We start from the raw sequence: 17,461 nt of genomic DNA on the forward strand, positions 1-17,461 counted from the left end.
CTACGTCAAACCCACCATGAATAAGATAAAAATGTCAGTACAGCTCAACTATAAAATTGAAGGTGAGGGTCACACCATTGTTTTGATCCATGGATTATTCGGTAATCTGGACAACCTTGGCTTGCTCGCTAGGGATCTAAAAGCCGATCATCAAGTGCTTAGTATCGATCTACGTAACCACGGCCAATCTTTCCATAGTGACACTCATGACTACCAAGCGATGGCGCAAGATGTCTCTCAACTGTTGAAAGATCTCGAGTTAGACGACGTCACTGTGATTGGTCACTCGATGGGTGGCAAGGTTGCCATGGCACTCACCCAACACCTAGAGCTACGTAAACTGATCGTACTGGACATGGCACCGGTCGCTTACACCCAAAGTCGCCATGATAACGTATTCGCAGGCCTTCAAGCCGTGATAGAAGAAAAACCAGAATCTCGCTCTGAAGCACTTAAAGTACTCGCAAAACATATTGAAATCGACGGGGTTCGCCAGTTCTTAACGAAATCACTATTCAAGTCAGAACAAGGCATTATGGAGTGGCGCTTTAACGTCGCGTCACTACTTGCAAACTACGCTCACATCATTGGTTGGGAACCGATCGACAAAACCTCGGTCAAAACCTTGCTAATAAAAGGTGGGGATTCTGACTACCTCACGGCTGAGCACCAAACTGCAGTTCAGCAGCAATTTTCTAACGCAAAGGCGCACGTCATTGCCAATACGGGTCATTGGCTACACGCAGAAAAGCCAGCTGAAGTACTCAGAGCAATACGAAAATTCATCGCTTAAGCGCGCTTTTTCATGCCGATAAATGAGAGCTGAGTAATCACTGCAGATTAACTTTATCTCGCAACAGTGATATAGTGCGCCCAAGCAAAATTGGTATATAAGGTTCCCATGCTTTACGACTACATGAACATCATTGAATCTGTTGGTTTAGATCTCCTGTTTGCCGCGATTTTCTTTTTAATCGGTATGGCAATTAAGGACGTTCTCAAGCAGGGAAATGTTCCTCCATTTGGTCGTCGCATCGTATGGTTAGTACTTTTCCTTGGCTGTGCGGGTTTTATCGCCAAAGGGATAATCCAACTAAGCTGGGAAGGAACTGGGATCTAACGATTCTCTTCCGAACTTTATCACACCGACAACAGACAAAATGAAAGGTAATGATTCTATGGCAAGTGTAGGTCTCTTCTTTGGTAGCGATACAGGTAACACTGAAGCTGTTGCTAAGATGATTCAAAAGCAATTGAGCAAACAGCTCGTTCACGTTCAAGACATTGCAAAAAGCAGCAAAGAAGATATCGATAACTTCGATCTACTGCTGCTTGGTATCCCTACGTGGTACTACGGCGAAGCACAATGTGATTGGGATGACTTTTTCCCAGAGCTAGAAGCTATTGATTTCTCAACTAAGCTTGTTGCTATCTTTGGTTGTGGCGACCAAGAAGATTACGCAGAATACTTCTGTGATGCTATGGGTACTATCCGTGACATCGTTGAAGCGAAAGGCGGTACTATCCTAGGTCACACATCAACTGAAGGCTACGAATTCGAAGCATCGAAAGGTTTAGTTGAAGGCGATGACAGCCAATTCGTTGGTCTATGTATCGATGAAGACCGTCAACCTGAGCTAACTGATGAGCGCGTATCTAACTGGGTTAAACAAATCCACGAAGAGATGTGCCTAGCAGAGCTAGAAGACTAATTCTCTAGTGGTTGTTAATTGTTACAATTAATAACCATTATGTAGATATGAAAAAACCTCCTTATGGGAGGTTTTTTGCTATTTAAAATCTATTAATTAGCACTCAGCTTCTAATGCTTCATCATCATCTCTAAATTGCGGCTTCTTTCTTACATAGAGGGTGCGTTGAATTTCTGAGACCACATTACCCTGCTTATCTTTCACGTGAATAATAAATTCAGGAAAACACTTTTCACCGAGCTGTGTCTGACGATAGATATCGTCAAGCTGCCCTTGGCTTATCTCAAAATCTGCATACAAGTCCGATTGCCCCGGCTTGATGAAGTTAATGCTCGCTTCTTTATCCCAAACATAATATCGCTCACCTAAAATTCCCATTAACATCAATGAGTAAACGGGATCGGTAAGAGAAAAGATACTGCCGCCATATTGAGTACGATTGGCGTTCTTATTCCACCAGCGTAGCTTAAGTACCGTCTTAACAACCCTAAAGTCAGCGCTAATGTGGTCTATTCGAATACCCGCTCCCCAAAAGGGAGGCCAAATATTAAGAGCAAATTTTACAATGTTGGGTTTATATATTTTTGCGAGTTGCTTATTCATAACAACATTCCATGTTCATATCAGAAACACCGTCACCTTGACTGGTCGTACCTCCACTATAAGTGAGATACTTCCAATTTACAAAACAGATTGTGATGTCAGTAAGTAACCCTTTGAAGTTCGTGGTTTATTGTTATGCCTGACTAAACTATAATGGTATTAATATTGAATTCTGTTAATTGCTGCAGATCATCAACAGGAAAGTATATGTCAGACAATAATCAAGCGCTAAAAGATGCAGGTCTTAAAGTGACCCTTCCACGGCTCAAAATTTTAGAAGTATTACAACAGCCAGACTGCCAACATATTAGTGCTGAAGATTTATATAAGAAGCTGATCGACCTAGGTGAAGAAATCGGTCTTGCAACCGTTTATCGAGTACTTAACCAATTCGATGACGCTGGCATTGTAACTCGTCACCACTTCGAAGGCGGCAAGTCTGTATTTGAACTTTCTACACAGCACCACCACGACCACCTTGTATGTTTAGATTGTGGCGAAGTGATCGAATTCTCTGATGACATCATCGAAGAAAGACAGAAAGAGATTGCTCAGCGTTACAACGTGCAACTGACAAACCACAGTTTGTACTTGTACGGCAAAAGCATTAGCGGAGATTGCAAAGGCAATCCAGACGCCCATAAAGCGAAGAAGTAATACAGAACGCTGGCTTAGGCCGGCGTTTTTTATATAGGGCTCCATAAAGTATCCATGAAAAGAATCCCGCTAGTTAAGGCTTTTACTTTAATTGAGATGTTGGTTGTTGTGGTGATTATCGCCGTACTTGCTGTTGTTGCCCTTCCCCGTTTTCTTAACATTCAAACTGATGGCCGTATCGCTCTGTTTGATGCTTCTCAATCTCAATTTCAAACTGCGATAACGTTCGCGCATAGTAAATGGCTAGTGAATGGAGGCGGTAATTCAGAAATGAACGACCTTCCAGGCTTCGGCGAGGATGCTAACGGTAACCCACAGCTAGATATCAACGATGAGGGTTACCCTTTAGGTGTTGATAAAAATTCGCCAATGGGCGCGCCCTACAATATAGGTCAAGGCCATCAAGGTTGTGTCGCTATCTGGGACGCGATTATGAACAGCGATCTTACGGTTACAACCGATCGAGACAATTTTGATGGATTCGATTTTGTATCGCGCCGCCAAAATCTAACCTTTTTAACTAAAGAGGGCGATTCTGTTACTGCTCAAGCGCTCTGCTATTACATCTTCACAGCTGAAGGTCATCATAGAAATCCAGACAGAGCTGAATACGTATTTTGGTATAACTCCCGCACTGGTGAAATCACGAACTCTCGACCAGATGATATATAACTTGAGCGAGTAGAGTAAATTAGCAACGTCCTCTCTAGGCACATATCCGCAGACACAAAAAAACCGGCTCTAAGCCGGTTTTTTATTGGGTCGTTTTTAACAAACTAAATGCTCAAGCATTAAGCTTCAGTTTTACCCCAAGTATCACGTAGACCAACCGTACGGTTGAAGACTAGTGCATCTGCTTTAGAGTCTTTCGAATCCACACAGAAGTAGCCTGTACGTTCAAACTGGTACGCTTGCTCTGCAACACCTTCTGCTAGGCTAGGTTCAACAAAACCGTTTAGCGTAACAAGTGATTCAGGGTTTAACGTTGCAGCGAAGTCATCAGCAGCGGCTGGGTTTGGCACTGTGAATAAACGATCGTACAAACGAATCTCAGCAGGTAGCGCTTTATCAGCCGACACCCAGTGGATAACGCCTTTCACTTTGCGGCCATCTGCAGGGTTCTTACCCAGTGTTTCATTATCGTAAGAACAGAAGATAGTCGTAATGTTGCCTTCTGCATCTTTTTCGATACGTTCAGCTTTGATCACGTAAGCGCCACGTAGACGAACTTCTTTGCCTAGAACCAAACGCTTGTACTTCTTGTTTGCTTCTTCACGGAAGTCATCACGCTCAATCCAAACTTCACGGGTAAATGGTACTTCGCGAGTGCCCATTTCTGGCTTGTTTGGATGGTTTGCAACAGTTAACGTTTCTACTGCATCTGCTTCGTAGTTTTCGATAACGATCTTAACTGGCTCCAGAACGGCCATTGCACGAGGTGCATTTTCGTTCAGATCATCACGAATGCAAGACTCAAGTGAACCGAACTCAATCATGTTCTCTTGCTTTGTCACGCCAATACGCTTACAGAATTCACGAATAGAGCTTGAAGTAAAACCACGACGACGCAGGCCAGAAATAGTAGGCATACGTGGGTCATCCCAACCTTGAACTAGGTTTTCAACCACAAGTTGGTTCAGCTTACGCTTAGACATCACTGTGTATTCAAGATTCAGGCGACTAAACTCGTACTGACGAGGTTGGCAATCAATCGTGATGTTATCTAGAACCCAATCGTACAAACGACGGTTATCTTGGAATTCAAGCGTACAGATAGAGTGCGTAATACCTTCCAGCGCATCAGAGATACAGTGAGTAAAGTCGTACATTGGGTAAATGCACCACTTGTCAGCTGTTTGATGGTGGTGAGCAAAACGAACACGGTAGATAACAGGATCGCGCATAACCATGAACGAAGAGCTCATGTCGATCTTAGCACGCAAACACGCTTTACCTTCTTCAAAGCCACCGTCACGCATTTTTTCAAACAACGCTAGGTTCTCTTCAGGGCTGCGGTCCCGGTATGGGCTCGCTTTACCTGGCTCTTTTAGCGTGCCACGGTACTCACGGATTTGATCAGGACTTAGCTCGTCAACATACGCTAAGCCTTTATTAATTAATTCCACAGCATAAGCGTAAAGCATATCGAAGTAGTTTGATGAGTAACAAATATCACCAGACCATTCGAAGCCTAACCAGCTTACATCATTCTTAATTGACTCAACGTATTCAACGTCTTCTTTTTCAGGGTTTGTATCATCGAAACGAAGATTACATTGTCCCTGGTAGTCCTGAGCAATACCAAAGTTCAAGCAAATAGATTTAGCGTGACCAATGTGCAGGTAGCCATTTGGCTCCGGCGGGAAACGAGTATGCACGCTACTGTGTGTACCATCCGCTAAATCTTTATCAATAATTTGGCGAATGAAATTCGATGGACGAGCCTCAGCTTCACTCATCTATAGCACCTCTATGTATTTAGTATTGTCAGAGAAAGTTATCTTTCGTCCCCAAGAAAACGGTCGCTTTTAGCACCGGTCAAAGATTGAAAGATCATTGTTGCTAATCATCCACAATTCTTTGCCTTTGCACAATAAGAACCGTCCGTTAATTGCGAATATTTCTGCTATTCGATGAAGAATAGAACGAACCGTGTTCAGTAGCCTTAAACAGCAGGCACAAAAAAGCCTCCCATGTGGGAGGCTTTCAATTTGATACTTACTTAAGAGTAACTTTACGTCTTAATTAAGTACTTCCTTTACTATGGAAGTTTTACATCAGATAGGTCTTCACCTGCACCGATAGCTTTCATTTCGCCAGCTACGATTTCAGCTAGTGGGCCTAGGATAACCTGTAGGTTATTTTCACCTAGTTTTACCACACCTTTAGCACCTAGTTTCTTAAGAACAACTTCATCAGCGACAGAGCGGTCTTTAAGAGTTAGGCGTAGACGAGTGATACAAGCGTCGATTGAAGTTAGGTTGTCGTGACCACCTAGAGCTTTCAGGTATTGACGTGCAAGGTCGCCCTTTGGTGCGTCGCCAGCAGGAGCTGCAACAGCTTCGTCATCATCTTCACGACCTGGCGATTTCAAGTTGAAAGCGCGGATTGCGAAAGAGAAAGTGAAGAAGTATAGAGCACCGAAACCAAGACCGATTAGTAGTAGTACGAATGGTTTAGTTGCTAGACCCCAGTTCAATACGAAGTCGATAAGACCAGCAGAGAAACCGAAACCGTGCAGAGTACCAAACATGTTAGCAACTACTAGAGACAGACCTGTAAATACAGCGTGCATTGCGTATAGAGCAGGAGCTAGGAATACGAACATGAATTCTAGCGGCTCTGTGATACCTGTTAGGAATGAACAGAATGCAACTGAGAATAGTGCGCCACCAACTTGGCTACGTTTTTCAGCAGGAGCAGCTAGGTACATTGCAAGTGCAGCACCTGGTAGACCGAACATCATTACTGGGAAGAAACCGTTCATGAATACGCCAGCGCCTTTATCGCCGCCGAAGAAACGGTGTAGGTCACCAGATTTAACAGTTTCAGTCACTTCTTTAACTACAGTAGTGATTTCTGGAGTTACAGAGTTAGCGAATGTGAATGTGTGCTCTTGGCCAACAACTAGAGTTTTAGCCAGTGCTGGGTCAACACAAAGTTGAGTGATGTTAGCGAATGCGCCTTGACCAGCAACGATGATCTCTTGACATGTACCCATACCAAACCAGAAGTATGAGTTCAATACGTGGTGTAGACCTACAGGGATAAGTGCACGGTTAAGAGTACCGTAAACGAATTGGCCGATAGCGCCAGACGTTGATACTGCGTGAGCCAGTGCGTCTAGACCAGATTGAACACCAGGCCAAACCACACCAGACACAGCACCCGCAACAAGTGCAAATAGACCGGCCATGATAGGTACTAAACGTTTACCCGCGAAGAAAGCCAGCCACTCTGGAAGGCGTGTCGCGTGGAAAGCGTTGTAAGAGTGACCTGCGATGATACCTGCGAAGATACCGCCGAAGAATGACATGTTAACGTCTGCGTTAATTGTCGTTGCTGTAGCAGTTAGTACGAAGTAAGCAACTGCACCAGCAAGACCTGCTGCGCCGTTACCGTCTTTAGAAAGACCAATCGCGATACCTAGACCAAAGAGCAATGGTAGGTTACCGAAGATAGCACCACCAGCTTGCGCCATGAATGGAATATCAAGTAGATCGCCTTGACCTAAACGTAAAAGAAGCGCCGCAATCGGAAGCGTTGCGATTGGTAGCATTAACGCCTTACCAAGCTTCTGTGCATATCCTAGAATATTCACCAGTTGTTTCCCCCTATAGGATTTTTTAGAATTCGTTTGAGAAACTTATTTTAGTCGCTCAATTTAGTCCTATTCAGTGTATTCAATTAATTTTGCTCCGCAAATTAAAACCTTACCATTTGTGATCCTAATCACCAGTTTTTACCAAATCCAGAGGTTTTTGCTAGCGAGATCATAAAACTTATTTTATCATTCAAAAAAATGAACATTTATAGATAAAATCCAAATCTAATCATTAGGTAAAAAGATGGTATCTGCGGGCTTCTATTGCCGTATGAATAATCATTAACAATGAACCTAAATGTATAATAACGATCAGTTGTTCATATATTTTTCAACTACTTAAATAGCTTCCTATATTGAAGCCGTTTGCCCATAAAAGATAAATCGTTACGTAAATGATGCTCGCAAACTAAGTCCGCATTTAGGTAACGAACGAATTTAAAAGATCTCACGAAATAAGGATTAGCTGACTATGTACGCGCTAAGTAACTGTAAAATTTACACTGGTAGTGATGTTCTGACCGATCATGCTGTTGTAATCGAAAACGAACTGATCAAAAAAGTCTGTCCTATCTCTGAATTGCCAGAGGGAATCGAGGTTCGCGACCTAGACGGAGCAAACCTAAGTCCAGGTTTCATTGACCTACAACTGAACGGTTGTGGCGGTGTAATGCTTAACGATGAGATCACTGCAGAAACCATGCAGATCATGCACAAAGCAAATCTGAAATCTGGCTGTACTAGCTTCTTACCAACGCTTATCACCTCTTCAGACGAAGATATGCGTGCCGTTATTACGGCAGCTCGTGAGTACCACAACCAGTACCAAAACCAATCTTTAGGTCTGCACCTAGAAGGTCCGTACTTGAACGTTGCGAAAAAAGGCATCCACAGCGTCGATCACATTCGTAAGTCTGACAACGAAATGATTGAGCTTATCTGTGACAACAGTGACCTTGTTGCAAAAGTTACATTAGCTCCAGAGTTAAACGACCCTGAACACATTGAACGCCTGCACAAAGCTGGCGTTGTCGTTTCTATCGGCCACACCAACGCAACTTATGCAGAAGCACGCCAAGGTTTCGAATCTGGTATCACGTTCGCTACTCACCTATTCAATGCAATGACCCCTATGGTCGGTCGTGAACCGGGCGTTGTAGGCGCGATTTACGACACACCAGAGGTTTACGCTGGGATCATTGCCGACGGTTTCCACGTTGATTACGCAAACATCAGAATTGCGCATAAAATCAAGGGAGAAAAGTTGGTATTAGTGACGGATGCCACAGCTCCTGCAGGTGCTGACATGGAATACTTTATTTTTGTCGGTAAGAAAGTATATTACCGTGATGGTAAGTGTGTTGATGAAAACGGCACACTGGGCGGCTCAGCTCTGACTATGATTGAAGCAGTTCAGAATACAGTTGAGCACGCTGGTATCGCTTTAGACGAAGCTCTTCGCATGGCTACGCTATACCCAGCTACGGCTATCGGTGTAGAAAGCAAGCTAGGTCGAATTAAAAAAGGCATGGTTGCAAACCTAGCTGTATTTGACCGAGACTTTAACGTTAAAGCGACTGTTGTTAACGGACAATACGAGCACAATTAAGTATGAATGGCGGACAAATAGGTAACGTAGACTTAGTTAAACAACTAAACAGTGCGGCGGTATACCGACTTATAGACCAACAAGGGCCTATCAGTCGTATACAAGTGGCTGATGTAAGCCAACTCGCACCGGCAAGTGTTACAAAAATTACCCGCCAACTTTTAGAGCGCGGCCTAATTAAAGAGGTTGCGCAGCAAGCGTCTACTGGCGGTAGACGCGCTATCTCCCTAACCACAGAAGTAGAACCTTTTCATTCTGTCGCTGTGCGTTTAGGTCGAGACTACATTCAAATAAGCCTTCATGACCTTGGCGGTCGTGAGTTGGCTTTCCAACAGCAAGACCTGAATTATTCAGACCAGTCAGACCTTACCCAAGGCTTGGTTAATAATTTGAAGGCTTTCATTGCTGAACACCAACCAAAGATCGATCAGCTGATTGCTATTGGTGTCACGCTTCCAGGCTTGGTTAACCCAACGACAGGTGTTGTTGAGTACATGCCAAACACGGATATCGATAACCTGGCTTTAAGTGACATTATTCGCGACACATTCCATGTCGCTTGTTTTGTGGGCAACGATGTTCGCGGAATGGCGCTTGCTGAGCACTACTTCGGTGCAAGTAAAGACAGCCAAGACTCTATTTTAGTGAGTGTTCACCGTGGTACCGGCGCAGGTATTATCGTAAATGGTCAGGTTTTCTTAGGTCACAACCGCAACGTAGGTGAGATTGGCCATATCCAAATCGATCCGCTAGGCGAGCAATGCCAATGTGGTAACTTCGGTTGTCTTGAAACCGTAGCAGCAAACCCAGCAATCGTTGAACGCGTGCAGAAGCTGATTAAACAAGGCTATGAGTCTTCTTTAACAGAGCTTGAGCATATTACGATTCAAGACGTTTGTGACCACGCGATTAATGGTGATGAGCTAGCCAAGCAAAGCTTAGTTCGAGTAGGAAACCAGTTAGGTAAGGCTATCGCGATGACGATTAACTTATTTAACCCTCAAAAAGTTATCATTGCTGGCGATATTACCAAGGCACAAGAGATTGTTTTCCCTGCAATTAAGCGCAATGTGGAGAATCAGTCGTTAACGACTTTCCATAGCGGCTTGCCTATTGTAGCATCACAGATCGATAAACATCCTACGATGGGAGCTTTTGCCATGATTAAGCGCGCCATGCTCAACGGCGTGTTACTGCAGAAGCTTCTCGAAGACTAGAGAAAAACAATTCTGATTTTCCGCGGGCCGTGTTTGTATAAACACGGCCCGTTTTTTTAAGCTAGGGAACTACAACAACAAGTTATGGAACTTATATTAATATCCACTGCGTTTATCGCAGGATTTATTGCTTTAAAGTGTCACCTTCCCCCATTAGTTGGTTTTTTGGTTGCAGGCTTTGGGCTTTTTGCCTTTGGCTTTGAAACCAATGACACCATCATTACTTTAGCTGACCTTGGTGTCACGCTGCTTCTATTTACTATCGGCTTAAAGCTCGATATCAAAACCCTACTCTCTAAAGAGATCTGGGCTGGCGCGACAATCCACAACCTTTTGTCCACTCTGTTTTTCGCCGTCGCCCTGTTTGGCTTTAAGTTCTTAGGTATTTCATCGCTAGCTGCCATGTCGGTAGAACAGATCGTTCTGCTCGGTTTTGCTCTTTCATTCTCTAGTACGGTATTTGCGGTTAAGACTCTGCAAGAGAAAGGCGAAATGAATGCGACCTACGGAACGTTAGCGATTGGTATCTTGGTCATGCAGGATATCTTCGCCGTAGTATTCTTAACGGCTTCTACGGGCAAAATACCTGAGTGGTATGCGATTGCTCTGTTTGCCCTACCCTTATTACGCCCACTGTTCTACAAAGTGCTCGATTGGGTTGGTCACGGTGAGATGCTGGTTCTTTCAGGCATCTTCTTCGCATTAGTCGTCGGTGCTGGTTTATTCCATTTGGTTGGTGTGAAACCAGACTTGGGGGCTCTTGTTTTAGGTATGTTACTTGCTGGTCACCCAAAAGCCTCAGAATTATCAAAGTCGCTGTTTAACCTTAAAGAACTTTTCCTTGTCTGTTTCTTCTTGAACATTGGTTTGTCAGAGCAACCAACCATTCAAGGCTTTATGCTCGCAATCTTGTTCTTGCTGATGCTGCCAGTGAAAGGTGTTCTCTACTTCTTGGTACTCAACCGCTTCAAGTTCCGTGTTCGAACGTCTCTACTTGCCTCGCTATCACTGTTTAACTATAGCGAGTTTGGCCTCATCGTTGGTGGTCTCGCCTTCAAGATGGGCTGGATGTCAGGCGACATCTTGGTGGCTGTGGCGATTGCTGTTTCACTGTCGTTCTTAATCGCAGCACCTTTAAACCGAGCTGGTCACAAGCTTTATCAGCAGTCAGGTAAATGGCTAAAAGAGCATGCGTCAGAAAAGCTTCACCGACGTGATAAGCGAATTGACCCAGGTCGTGCCCAAGTGCTGATTCTTGGTATGGGACGAATTGGTACTGGTGCTTATGACGAATTACGTTCTCGCTACGGCAAGGTGAGCTTAGGTGTCGAAGTTCGTGAAGAAGCTGCGCACAACCACAGAAGCCATGGCAGAAACGTAATTTCTGGTGACGCAACTGACCCGGATTTCTGGGAACGCATCTTAGATACGGCCAACGTAAAACTGGTGATTTTGGCAATGCCTCACCACCAAGGTAATCAAACCGCTTTAGAGCAATTGAAGTCACGTAACTTTAAAGGCCAAATTGCGGCTATTGCTGAATATCCAGATCAACTCGAAACACTGAAAGAGAATGGCGTTGATGCGGCATTTAACATTTACAGCGAGGCTGGTAGTGGTTTTGCTCGCCACGTTTGCGAACAGTTAAATCCAAATATCAATAAAATCTAGTATTAGACCGTGTTCAACTAAACCTCTCAAAACTGACTATTTTTCGCACTTTTGAGAGGTTTTTGTTTAAAAAACCAACCGCAATTAAACACCACACACCAAAACCACATAAAAATTAGATAATTTCTAACAGATCACCCTTTATATTATTTTTTTGCTCACATCCGGTTGCTTTTTTTAGCCAGAATGGCAAATTGAATGCAGTTGATTTGGAAATTATTTAAAAGGAAGTTCTATGTGTTCAGTATTTGGCATTCTCGACATTAAAAGTGATGCCGCAGCACTTCGCCCTATTGCTTTAGAAATGTCTAAAAAGCTTCGTCATCGTGGTCCAGACTGGTCTGGTATCTATGCAGGTGAAAAAGCAATCCTTGCTCATGAACGTCTTGCTATTGTTGGCTTGAACAGTGGTGCTCAACCACTATACAGCCAAGACAAAAAGCACATTCTTGCAGTGAACGGTGAGATTTATAACCACAAAGAACTTCGCGCACGTTATGAAGATAAGTACCAGTTCCAGACTGATTCTGACTGTGAAGTTATCCTAGCGCTATACCAAGAGATGGGTGCAGACCTTCTAGAAGAGCTTAACGGTATTTTCGCCTTCGTTTTATACGATGAAGACAAAGACGAATACCTAGTGGGCCGCGACCATATTGGTATCATCCCGCTTTACCAAGGTTACGATGAGCACGGTAACTACTACGTTGCTTCAGAGATGAAAGCATTGGTTGAAGTATGTAAGACGATCAGTGAATTCCCTCCTGGTAGCTTCTACTCTTCGAAAGATGCAGAACCTCAACGCTACTATATCCGCGATTGGAACGAGTACGCTGCGGTACAAGGCAACAGCACAAGCAAAGAAGAACTGACTGAAGCACTAGAAGCAGCTGTTAAACGCCAACTAATGACTGACGTTCCTTACGGTGTACTTCTATCTGGTGGCCTTGATTCATCAATTACTTCAGCGGTCGCTAAACGCTTTGCTGCAATGCGTATCGAAGATGATGAGCAATCTGAAGCTTGGTGGCCACAACTGCACTCATTCGCAGTTGGCCTTGAAGGCGCACCAGATCTTATCGCTGCTCGTGAAGTTGCGGACAAGATCGGTACTGTGCACCACGAGATGACTTACACCATTCAGGAAGGCTTAGATGCGATCCGTGATGTTATCTACCATATCGAGACTTACGATGTAACGACGATTCGTGCATCAACGCCAATGTACTTACTTGCTCGTAAGATCAAAGCAATGGGCATCAAAATGGTATTGTCTGGTGAAGGTGCTGATGAAATCTTTGGTGGCTACCTTTACTTCCATAAAGCGCCAAACGCAAAAGAGTTCCACGAAGAAACAGTACGTAAGCTACTTGCTCTAAGCATGTTCGACTGTGCTCGCGCAAACAAATCATTGGCAGCATGGGGCGTTGAAGGTCGTGTACCATTCTTAGACAAAGAGTTTATCGATGTCGCAATGCGCCTGAACCCTGAAGACAAGATGTGTGGTAACGGTAAGATGGAGAAACACATCCTGCGTGAGTGTTTTGAAGACTACCTACCAGATTCAATCGCATGGCGTCAAAAAGAGCAGTTCTCTGATGGTGTTGGCTACGATTGGATTGATACATTGAAAGCAACGGCTGAAGCAAAAGTAACGGATCAACAAATGGAAGCTGCTAAGTTCCGTTTCCCTTACAACACGCCAACAACCAAGGAAGGTTATGCTTACCGTGAAATCTTTGAGGAGCTATTCCCTCTAGAATCTGCGGCAGAGTGTGTACCAGGTGGACCTTCAGTTGCTTGTTCATCAGCAAAAGCGATTGAGTGGGATGAGTCATTCAAAAACTGTGTCGACCCATCGGGCCGTGCAGTACAAGCCGTTCACAACGATGCTTACAACGCTTAGAGCGTTTTGAACAAACCCTAAAGACTAAAAAAGGCGCATGATGCGCCTTTTTATTTTTAAGCCTATTTTTTATTGTTGCAGTTATGCGTGAGCTTTTAGTGCTTCGTTCTCAATACTGATAGGAACCACGTGGCTGATCATTTTTACCAACATAATCGATCGAGCCTCACCGTCTTTCTGATCGAAAATAGCCTCAACCCCGGCAAACTGGCCACTCTGAATCTTAACCACCTGCCCAGATTCAAACTCAACACAACAATCTTCAGTTTCGATGCTGTAGCACTTCTCAAACTCTTTGAGTTCAAAAACCAAGTCACCTTGGACCTCATGCGGCCTTGCGCCGAACTTAATAAAGTCCACCACACCGCGCGTTGAACGAACAGTCGTGAAGCTAGGACCTTGCTCATAGTCAAAGCGAACAAAGATGTAAGATGGAAACAGCGGCTCTTTGACCTGCTTTTCTTTCCCTCTCACCACCTTTTCGACTTCTATTTGAGGATAAAAGCACTCTACCCCTTGATTCTCTAAGTGCTGTTGAGCGCGTTTTTGATCACCACGCTTACAGTAGAGCAAATACCAACGTTTCATTTTACTAGCCATTTTCTATTTTTGAACATTTTACCACAAGCCTAAAACGGTTTAATCACCGTTAATAAAATGAAGACTGATAAGCAAGAAATTATGCGTAACAGACCAACTTATCAACAAAAAGTCATAGGTCCGAAAAGTGGTTAAGCATTGTACAGGGATCATTTACAGATAAAAAGGCGCATTCTTGTAAGCGTATGTATGCCAGATAAATAAAACACACCATACCCTATGAAGATCAAAATGATACAACAAGTCAATGCATTTCACTTTTATTATTCGGTAATTCTTTTAAAAAGCTCACTATGCATCCAGCCCAAAACTGGAAAATTAGTTTGCAGCACGCATTATCTGGGTAACATTGCATAGAAAACCCCTTATTTTCATGCAGTTATAAAAAATTAGTTATCGTAACCATAAAAGACGCCTATTGCAGATGGTTATTCCACTCTGTATACATAAGTGACTATAAAATCTTTTAATACCTAAAATTAGTAAAACTTATGCCAAGCACTCACAACATCTTTGGCCACCCTAGAGGCCTATTTCTACTATTTAGCACAGAGCTATGGGAACGTTTCTCCTACTATGCAATGCGAGCAATTCTTGTTTTATTCTTAACTGATACCACTCTTAATGGTGGCCTTGGTTGGTCAACAAAAGACGCTCTCGATCTCTACGGGATCTACACAGGTTTAGTCTACATCACACCATTAATTGGTGGCTGGATTGCCGATAACTACCTAGGACAACGTAAATCGATCCTAATTGGTGGTGTATTGATGGCTCTAGGCCAATTCACACTGGCTCTACCTAACGGCTTTATTGGCTTAGACCAAGTCAACGCTCTGTACCTTGGTTTAGCACTACTTATCAGTGGTAACGGTATGTTTAAACCAAACATCTCGACCATGGTTGGCGACTTGTACCAAGAAGGTGATAACCGCCGTGATGGTGCTTTCACCATTTTCTACATGGGCATCAACTTAGGCGCACTACTTGGTGGCTTGATTTCCGGTGCAGCAGTGGATTCATTCGGTTGGAAAGCGGGCTTCTTGGCTGCTGGTATCGGTATGGTTATTAGCTTGATCATGCAAATGACGATGGCTCAATCTTGGTTAGGCAACATCGGTTCTGTACCTGCGGCTGCTCGAGCAAAAGAACTGAACAAATCGAAAGAGAAAGCGCCACTAACTAAAGAAGAATTCGACAGACTAAAAGTTATTCTGATTATGGGTCTGTTCGTGATTGTATTCTGGGCGGGCTTTGAACAAGCTGGCGGCCTAATGAACATCTACACTCAACAATATACTGACCGTATGATTGGTGGCTTTGAAGTTCCTGCTGCGTGGTTCCAATCTTTGAACCCATTCTTCATCATTACACTTGCTCCAATCATTGCTGCGTTCTGGGTGAAACTGGGTAAGCGTGAGCCAAACTCACCTGTTAAGTTTGCGATGGCGCTGTTTTTCTTAGCACTTGGCTTTGTGTGCATGATGGGTGCGGTAATGGAGCAAGGTGGTGACCTAACAGTGAAAACATCGATGTTATGGCTAGTAGGTGCCTTCTTCTTCCATACACTTGGTGAGCTTTGTTTATCGCCTATTGGCCTGTCGTTGGTCACTAAGCTAGCTCCACTTCGTTTAGCATCACTAATGATGGGTGCTTGGTTTGGCTTCAATGCGGTTGCAAACTACGTAGCAGGCCTAGTGGGTTCTCACGTTGGTGAGCTTGGCGCGATGTCTATCTTTGGTGGTATCGCGATTACAGCAACAATTAGTGGCGTATTATTGCTTCTTTGTGCTGGTAAGCTTGTATCCTGGATGCATGGTGTAGAAACCAACATGACGCTTGAAGCAGAGCCAAAAGCTGAGACAGCAGAAACGTCTGTTGCTTAATATCTAGAGCTATTTCAAGAAGAAACTTCAAGTTCAAAAAGGGCTGCTCAATGAGCAGCCCTTTTGTTATTTATGCGATAAGACGTAATCAAGGCTCAGCAGCTGTTAGCGATATAGAGCGACTAACTCTGCCATCATATCGATGTGCGAGTCTCTGTCGTTCAAACACATAATGTAGCTAAAGTCCGAACCACCAGCGTCAATGAAAGTATCTTTACACTGGTCTGAAATCTCTTCTAACGTTTCCAAACAGTCAACCGAAAATGCAGGTGCCATGATGTCGATCTTCTTGATACCTTTGCTTGGCAGTGATTCAAGTGTCTCGTCAGTGTATGGCTTCAACCACTCCTCTCGACCAAATCGCGATTGGTAGGTCATGGTGATGTCTTCTTCAGATAAACCTAGCTCAGCAGCAAGCAGCTTTGTCGTTGCTTCACAATGCTGTGGGTAGATATCGCCTTCATCAGCTAAGCGCTTCGGAATACCGTGGAACGAACAAACCAAGTGATCGGCTCTGCCATTTTGTTCCCAATGGCTACGAACGCTTTCAGCCAATGCTTTGGCATAGCTAGGGTGTGAGTAGTAGTCACGAATAAAGCGATAGCTTGGGATAACTGGCATCTGTTTAAAGGCTTTGGTTAAACCATCAGAAACTGCCGCTGTGGTTGTGCCAGAGTACTGAGGATATAAAGGCAGTACGATGATGTCCTCAACGCCCTGGTCCATCAGTTGCTCAACACCAGTCTTAATGCTTGGGTTACCATAGGTCATACCCAGTGCAACCGGCATCTCTAGTTTCTTCTGGAGCTTTTCAGCTTGTCTTTGAGAATACACAAGCAGTGGTGAGCCTTCATCCATCCAGACAGATTGATACAACTTGGCTACTTTGGGTGCTCGAATCGGTAAAATCACCCCGTGCAAGATTGGGCACCAAAGCCAACGGGTTAGGTTTACTACTCGCTTGTCGTGTAAGAATTCACTCAAAAATCGACGAACGCCAGCTGGGGTCGCCGAATCTGGTGTTCCTAAGTTCACCAGTAAAACGCCCTGCTTTTTATTATTTTCCATAGATACCTGAGACCAATATGTGATTTTCTGGAAAGTAATATACTAATCTGCATAAGTTTAAGATCATTGGTTCCCACTAAATGTCTGAATAATCATTCTTTAAATGGGATATCGCAACATCTACTCTCGATTGTGAGCCACCTTCATCAAAAACGGTTTCATCTTGAATGGTGTGTAATCGAATTATCTAGATTGGTATCGTACTAAA

15 protein-coding genes are annotated in these 17,461 nt (G+C 43.9%); 10 read left to right on the forward strand and 5 right to left on the reverse strand.

Features of this window, described 5'->3' with window-relative positions:
* The first annotated feature begins 31 nt into the window (after positions 1 to 31).
* The 3 genes from BCV39_RS06780 (at position 32) to fldA (ending at position 1,712) form a co-directional block, all read left to right on the forward strand.
* Positions 32 to 793, forward strand: a complete 762-nt coding sequence (locus BCV39_RS06780) for an alpha/beta fold hydrolase (RefSeq protein WP_048660854.1) — start codon at positions 32 to 34, stop codon at positions 791 to 793.
* Between the two features lie 108 nt (positions 794 to 901).
* Positions 902 to 1,120, forward strand: a complete 219-nt coding sequence (locus BCV39_RS06785; RefSeq protein ID WP_004737900.1) for a DUF2788 domain-containing protein — start codon at positions 902 to 904, stop codon at positions 1,118 to 1,120.
* 58 nt (positions 1,121 to 1,178) lie between these two features.
* On the forward strand, positions 1,179 to 1,712 hold the full coding sequence (gene fldA, locus BCV39_RS06790) for a flavodoxin FldA (RefSeq protein ID WP_010436745.1): 534 nt from the start codon (positions 1,179 to 1,181) through the stop codon (positions 1,710 to 1,712).
* Between the two features lie 96 nt (positions 1,713 to 1,808).
* Here the strand turns inward: fldA and BCV39_RS06795 are convergent, their stop codons facing one another.
* A complete protein-coding gene (locus tag BCV39_RS06795) occupies positions 1,809 to 2,315 on the reverse strand; it encodes a DUF4442 domain-containing protein (RefSeq protein ID WP_102432780.1) in 507 nt (168 codons plus the stop codon).
* Between the two features lie 207 nt (positions 2,316 to 2,522).
* Between BCV39_RS06795 and fcrX the strand changes: the two genes are divergently transcribed.
* Both fcrX and BCV39_RS06805 read left to right on the forward strand, forming a co-directional pair.
* The gene (fcrX, locus tag BCV39_RS06800) at positions 2,523 to 2,972 is read left to right on the forward strand and encodes a ferric iron uptake transcriptional regulator FcrX (RefSeq protein WP_048606469.1); all 450 of its coding nucleotides are present in this window, start codon (positions 2,523 to 2,525) and stop codon (positions 2,970 to 2,972) included.
* Positions 2,973 to 3,026: 54 nt separating this feature from the next.
* A complete protein-coding gene (locus BCV39_RS06805) occupies positions 3,027 to 3,644 on the forward strand; it encodes a prepilin-type N-terminal cleavage/methylation domain-containing protein (protein WP_102432779.1) in 618 nt (205 codons plus the stop codon).
* A gap of 119 nt (positions 3,645 to 3,763) precedes the next feature.
* Here the strand turns inward: BCV39_RS06805 and glnS are convergent, their stop codons facing one another.
* Positions 3,764 to 5,431 (reverse strand): glutamine--tRNA ligase, encoded by a 1,668-nt coding sequence (gene glnS, locus BCV39_RS06810; protein ID WP_102432778.1) that lies wholly within the window; start codon positions 5,429 to 5,431, stop codon positions 3,764 to 3,766.
* Between the two features lie 302 nt (positions 5,432 to 5,733).
* On the reverse strand, positions 5,734 to 7,293 hold the full coding sequence (nagE, locus tag BCV39_RS06815) for an N-acetylglucosamine-specific PTS transporter subunit IIBC (RefSeq protein WP_048612171.1): 1,560 nt from the start codon (positions 7,291 to 7,293) through the stop codon (positions 5,734 to 5,736).
* A gap of 475 nt (positions 7,294 to 7,768) precedes the next feature.
* Here nagE and nagA point away from each other — a divergent pair, with 475 nt between their 5' ends.
* The 4 genes from nagA (at position 7,769) to asnB (ending at position 13,699) form a co-directional block, all read left to right on the forward strand.
* On the forward strand, positions 7,769 to 8,905 hold the full coding sequence (gene nagA / locus BCV39_RS06820; RefSeq protein ID WP_019820501.1) for an N-acetylglucosamine-6-phosphate deacetylase: 1,137 nt from the start codon (positions 7,769 to 7,771) through the stop codon (positions 8,903 to 8,905).
* A gap of 2 nt (positions 8,906 to 8,907) precedes the next feature.
* The gene (locus BCV39_RS06825; protein WP_017062194.1) at positions 8,908 to 10,122 is read left to right on the forward strand and encodes an ROK family protein; all 1,215 of its coding nucleotides are present in this window, start codon (positions 8,908 to 8,910) and stop codon (positions 10,120 to 10,122) included.
* Positions 10,123 to 10,206: 84 nt separating this feature from the next.
* A complete protein-coding gene (locus tag BCV39_RS06830; protein WP_019820253.1) occupies positions 10,207 to 11,793 on the forward strand; it encodes a cation:proton antiporter family protein in 1,587 nt (528 codons plus the stop codon).
* Between the two features lie 235 nt (positions 11,794 to 12,028).
* On the forward strand, positions 12,029 to 13,699 hold the full coding sequence (gene asnB, locus BCV39_RS06835) for an asparagine synthase B (RefSeq protein ID WP_048664650.1): 1,671 nt from the start codon (positions 12,029 to 12,031) through the stop codon (positions 13,697 to 13,699).
* 81 nt (positions 13,700 to 13,780) lie between these two features.
* Here asnB and rfaH read toward each other — a convergent pair whose 3' ends face one another.
* Positions 13,781 to 14,287, reverse strand: coding sequence for a transcription/translation regulatory transformer protein RfaH (rfaH, locus tag BCV39_RS06840; RefSeq protein WP_102432777.1), 507 nt, complete (start codon positions 14,285 to 14,287; stop codon positions 13,781 to 13,783).
* 503 nt (positions 14,288 to 14,790) lie between these two features.
* Between rfaH and BCV39_RS06845 the strand changes: the two genes are divergently transcribed.
* A complete protein-coding gene (locus tag BCV39_RS06845; RefSeq protein ID WP_017629610.1) occupies positions 14,791 to 16,185 on the forward strand; it encodes a peptide MFS transporter in 1,395 nt (464 codons plus the stop codon).
* Between the two features lie 105 nt (positions 16,186 to 16,290).
* On the opposite strand, the gene hemH is transcribed toward BCV39_RS06845, so the two are convergent.
* The gene (gene hemH / locus BCV39_RS06850) at positions 16,291 to 17,253 is read right to left on the reverse strand and encodes a ferrochelatase (protein WP_048660859.1); all 963 of its coding nucleotides are present in this window, start codon (positions 17,251 to 17,253) and stop codon (positions 16,291 to 16,293) included.
* Between the last annotated feature and the right edge of the window lie 208 nt (positions 17,254 to 17,461).

Origin of the sequence: Vibrio sp. 10N.286.55.E10 (genome assembly GCF_002872555.1) — a bacterium.
Taxonomy (GTDB): Bacteria; Pseudomonadota; Gammaproteobacteria; order Enterobacterales; family Vibrionaceae; genus Vibrio; species Vibrio crassostreae.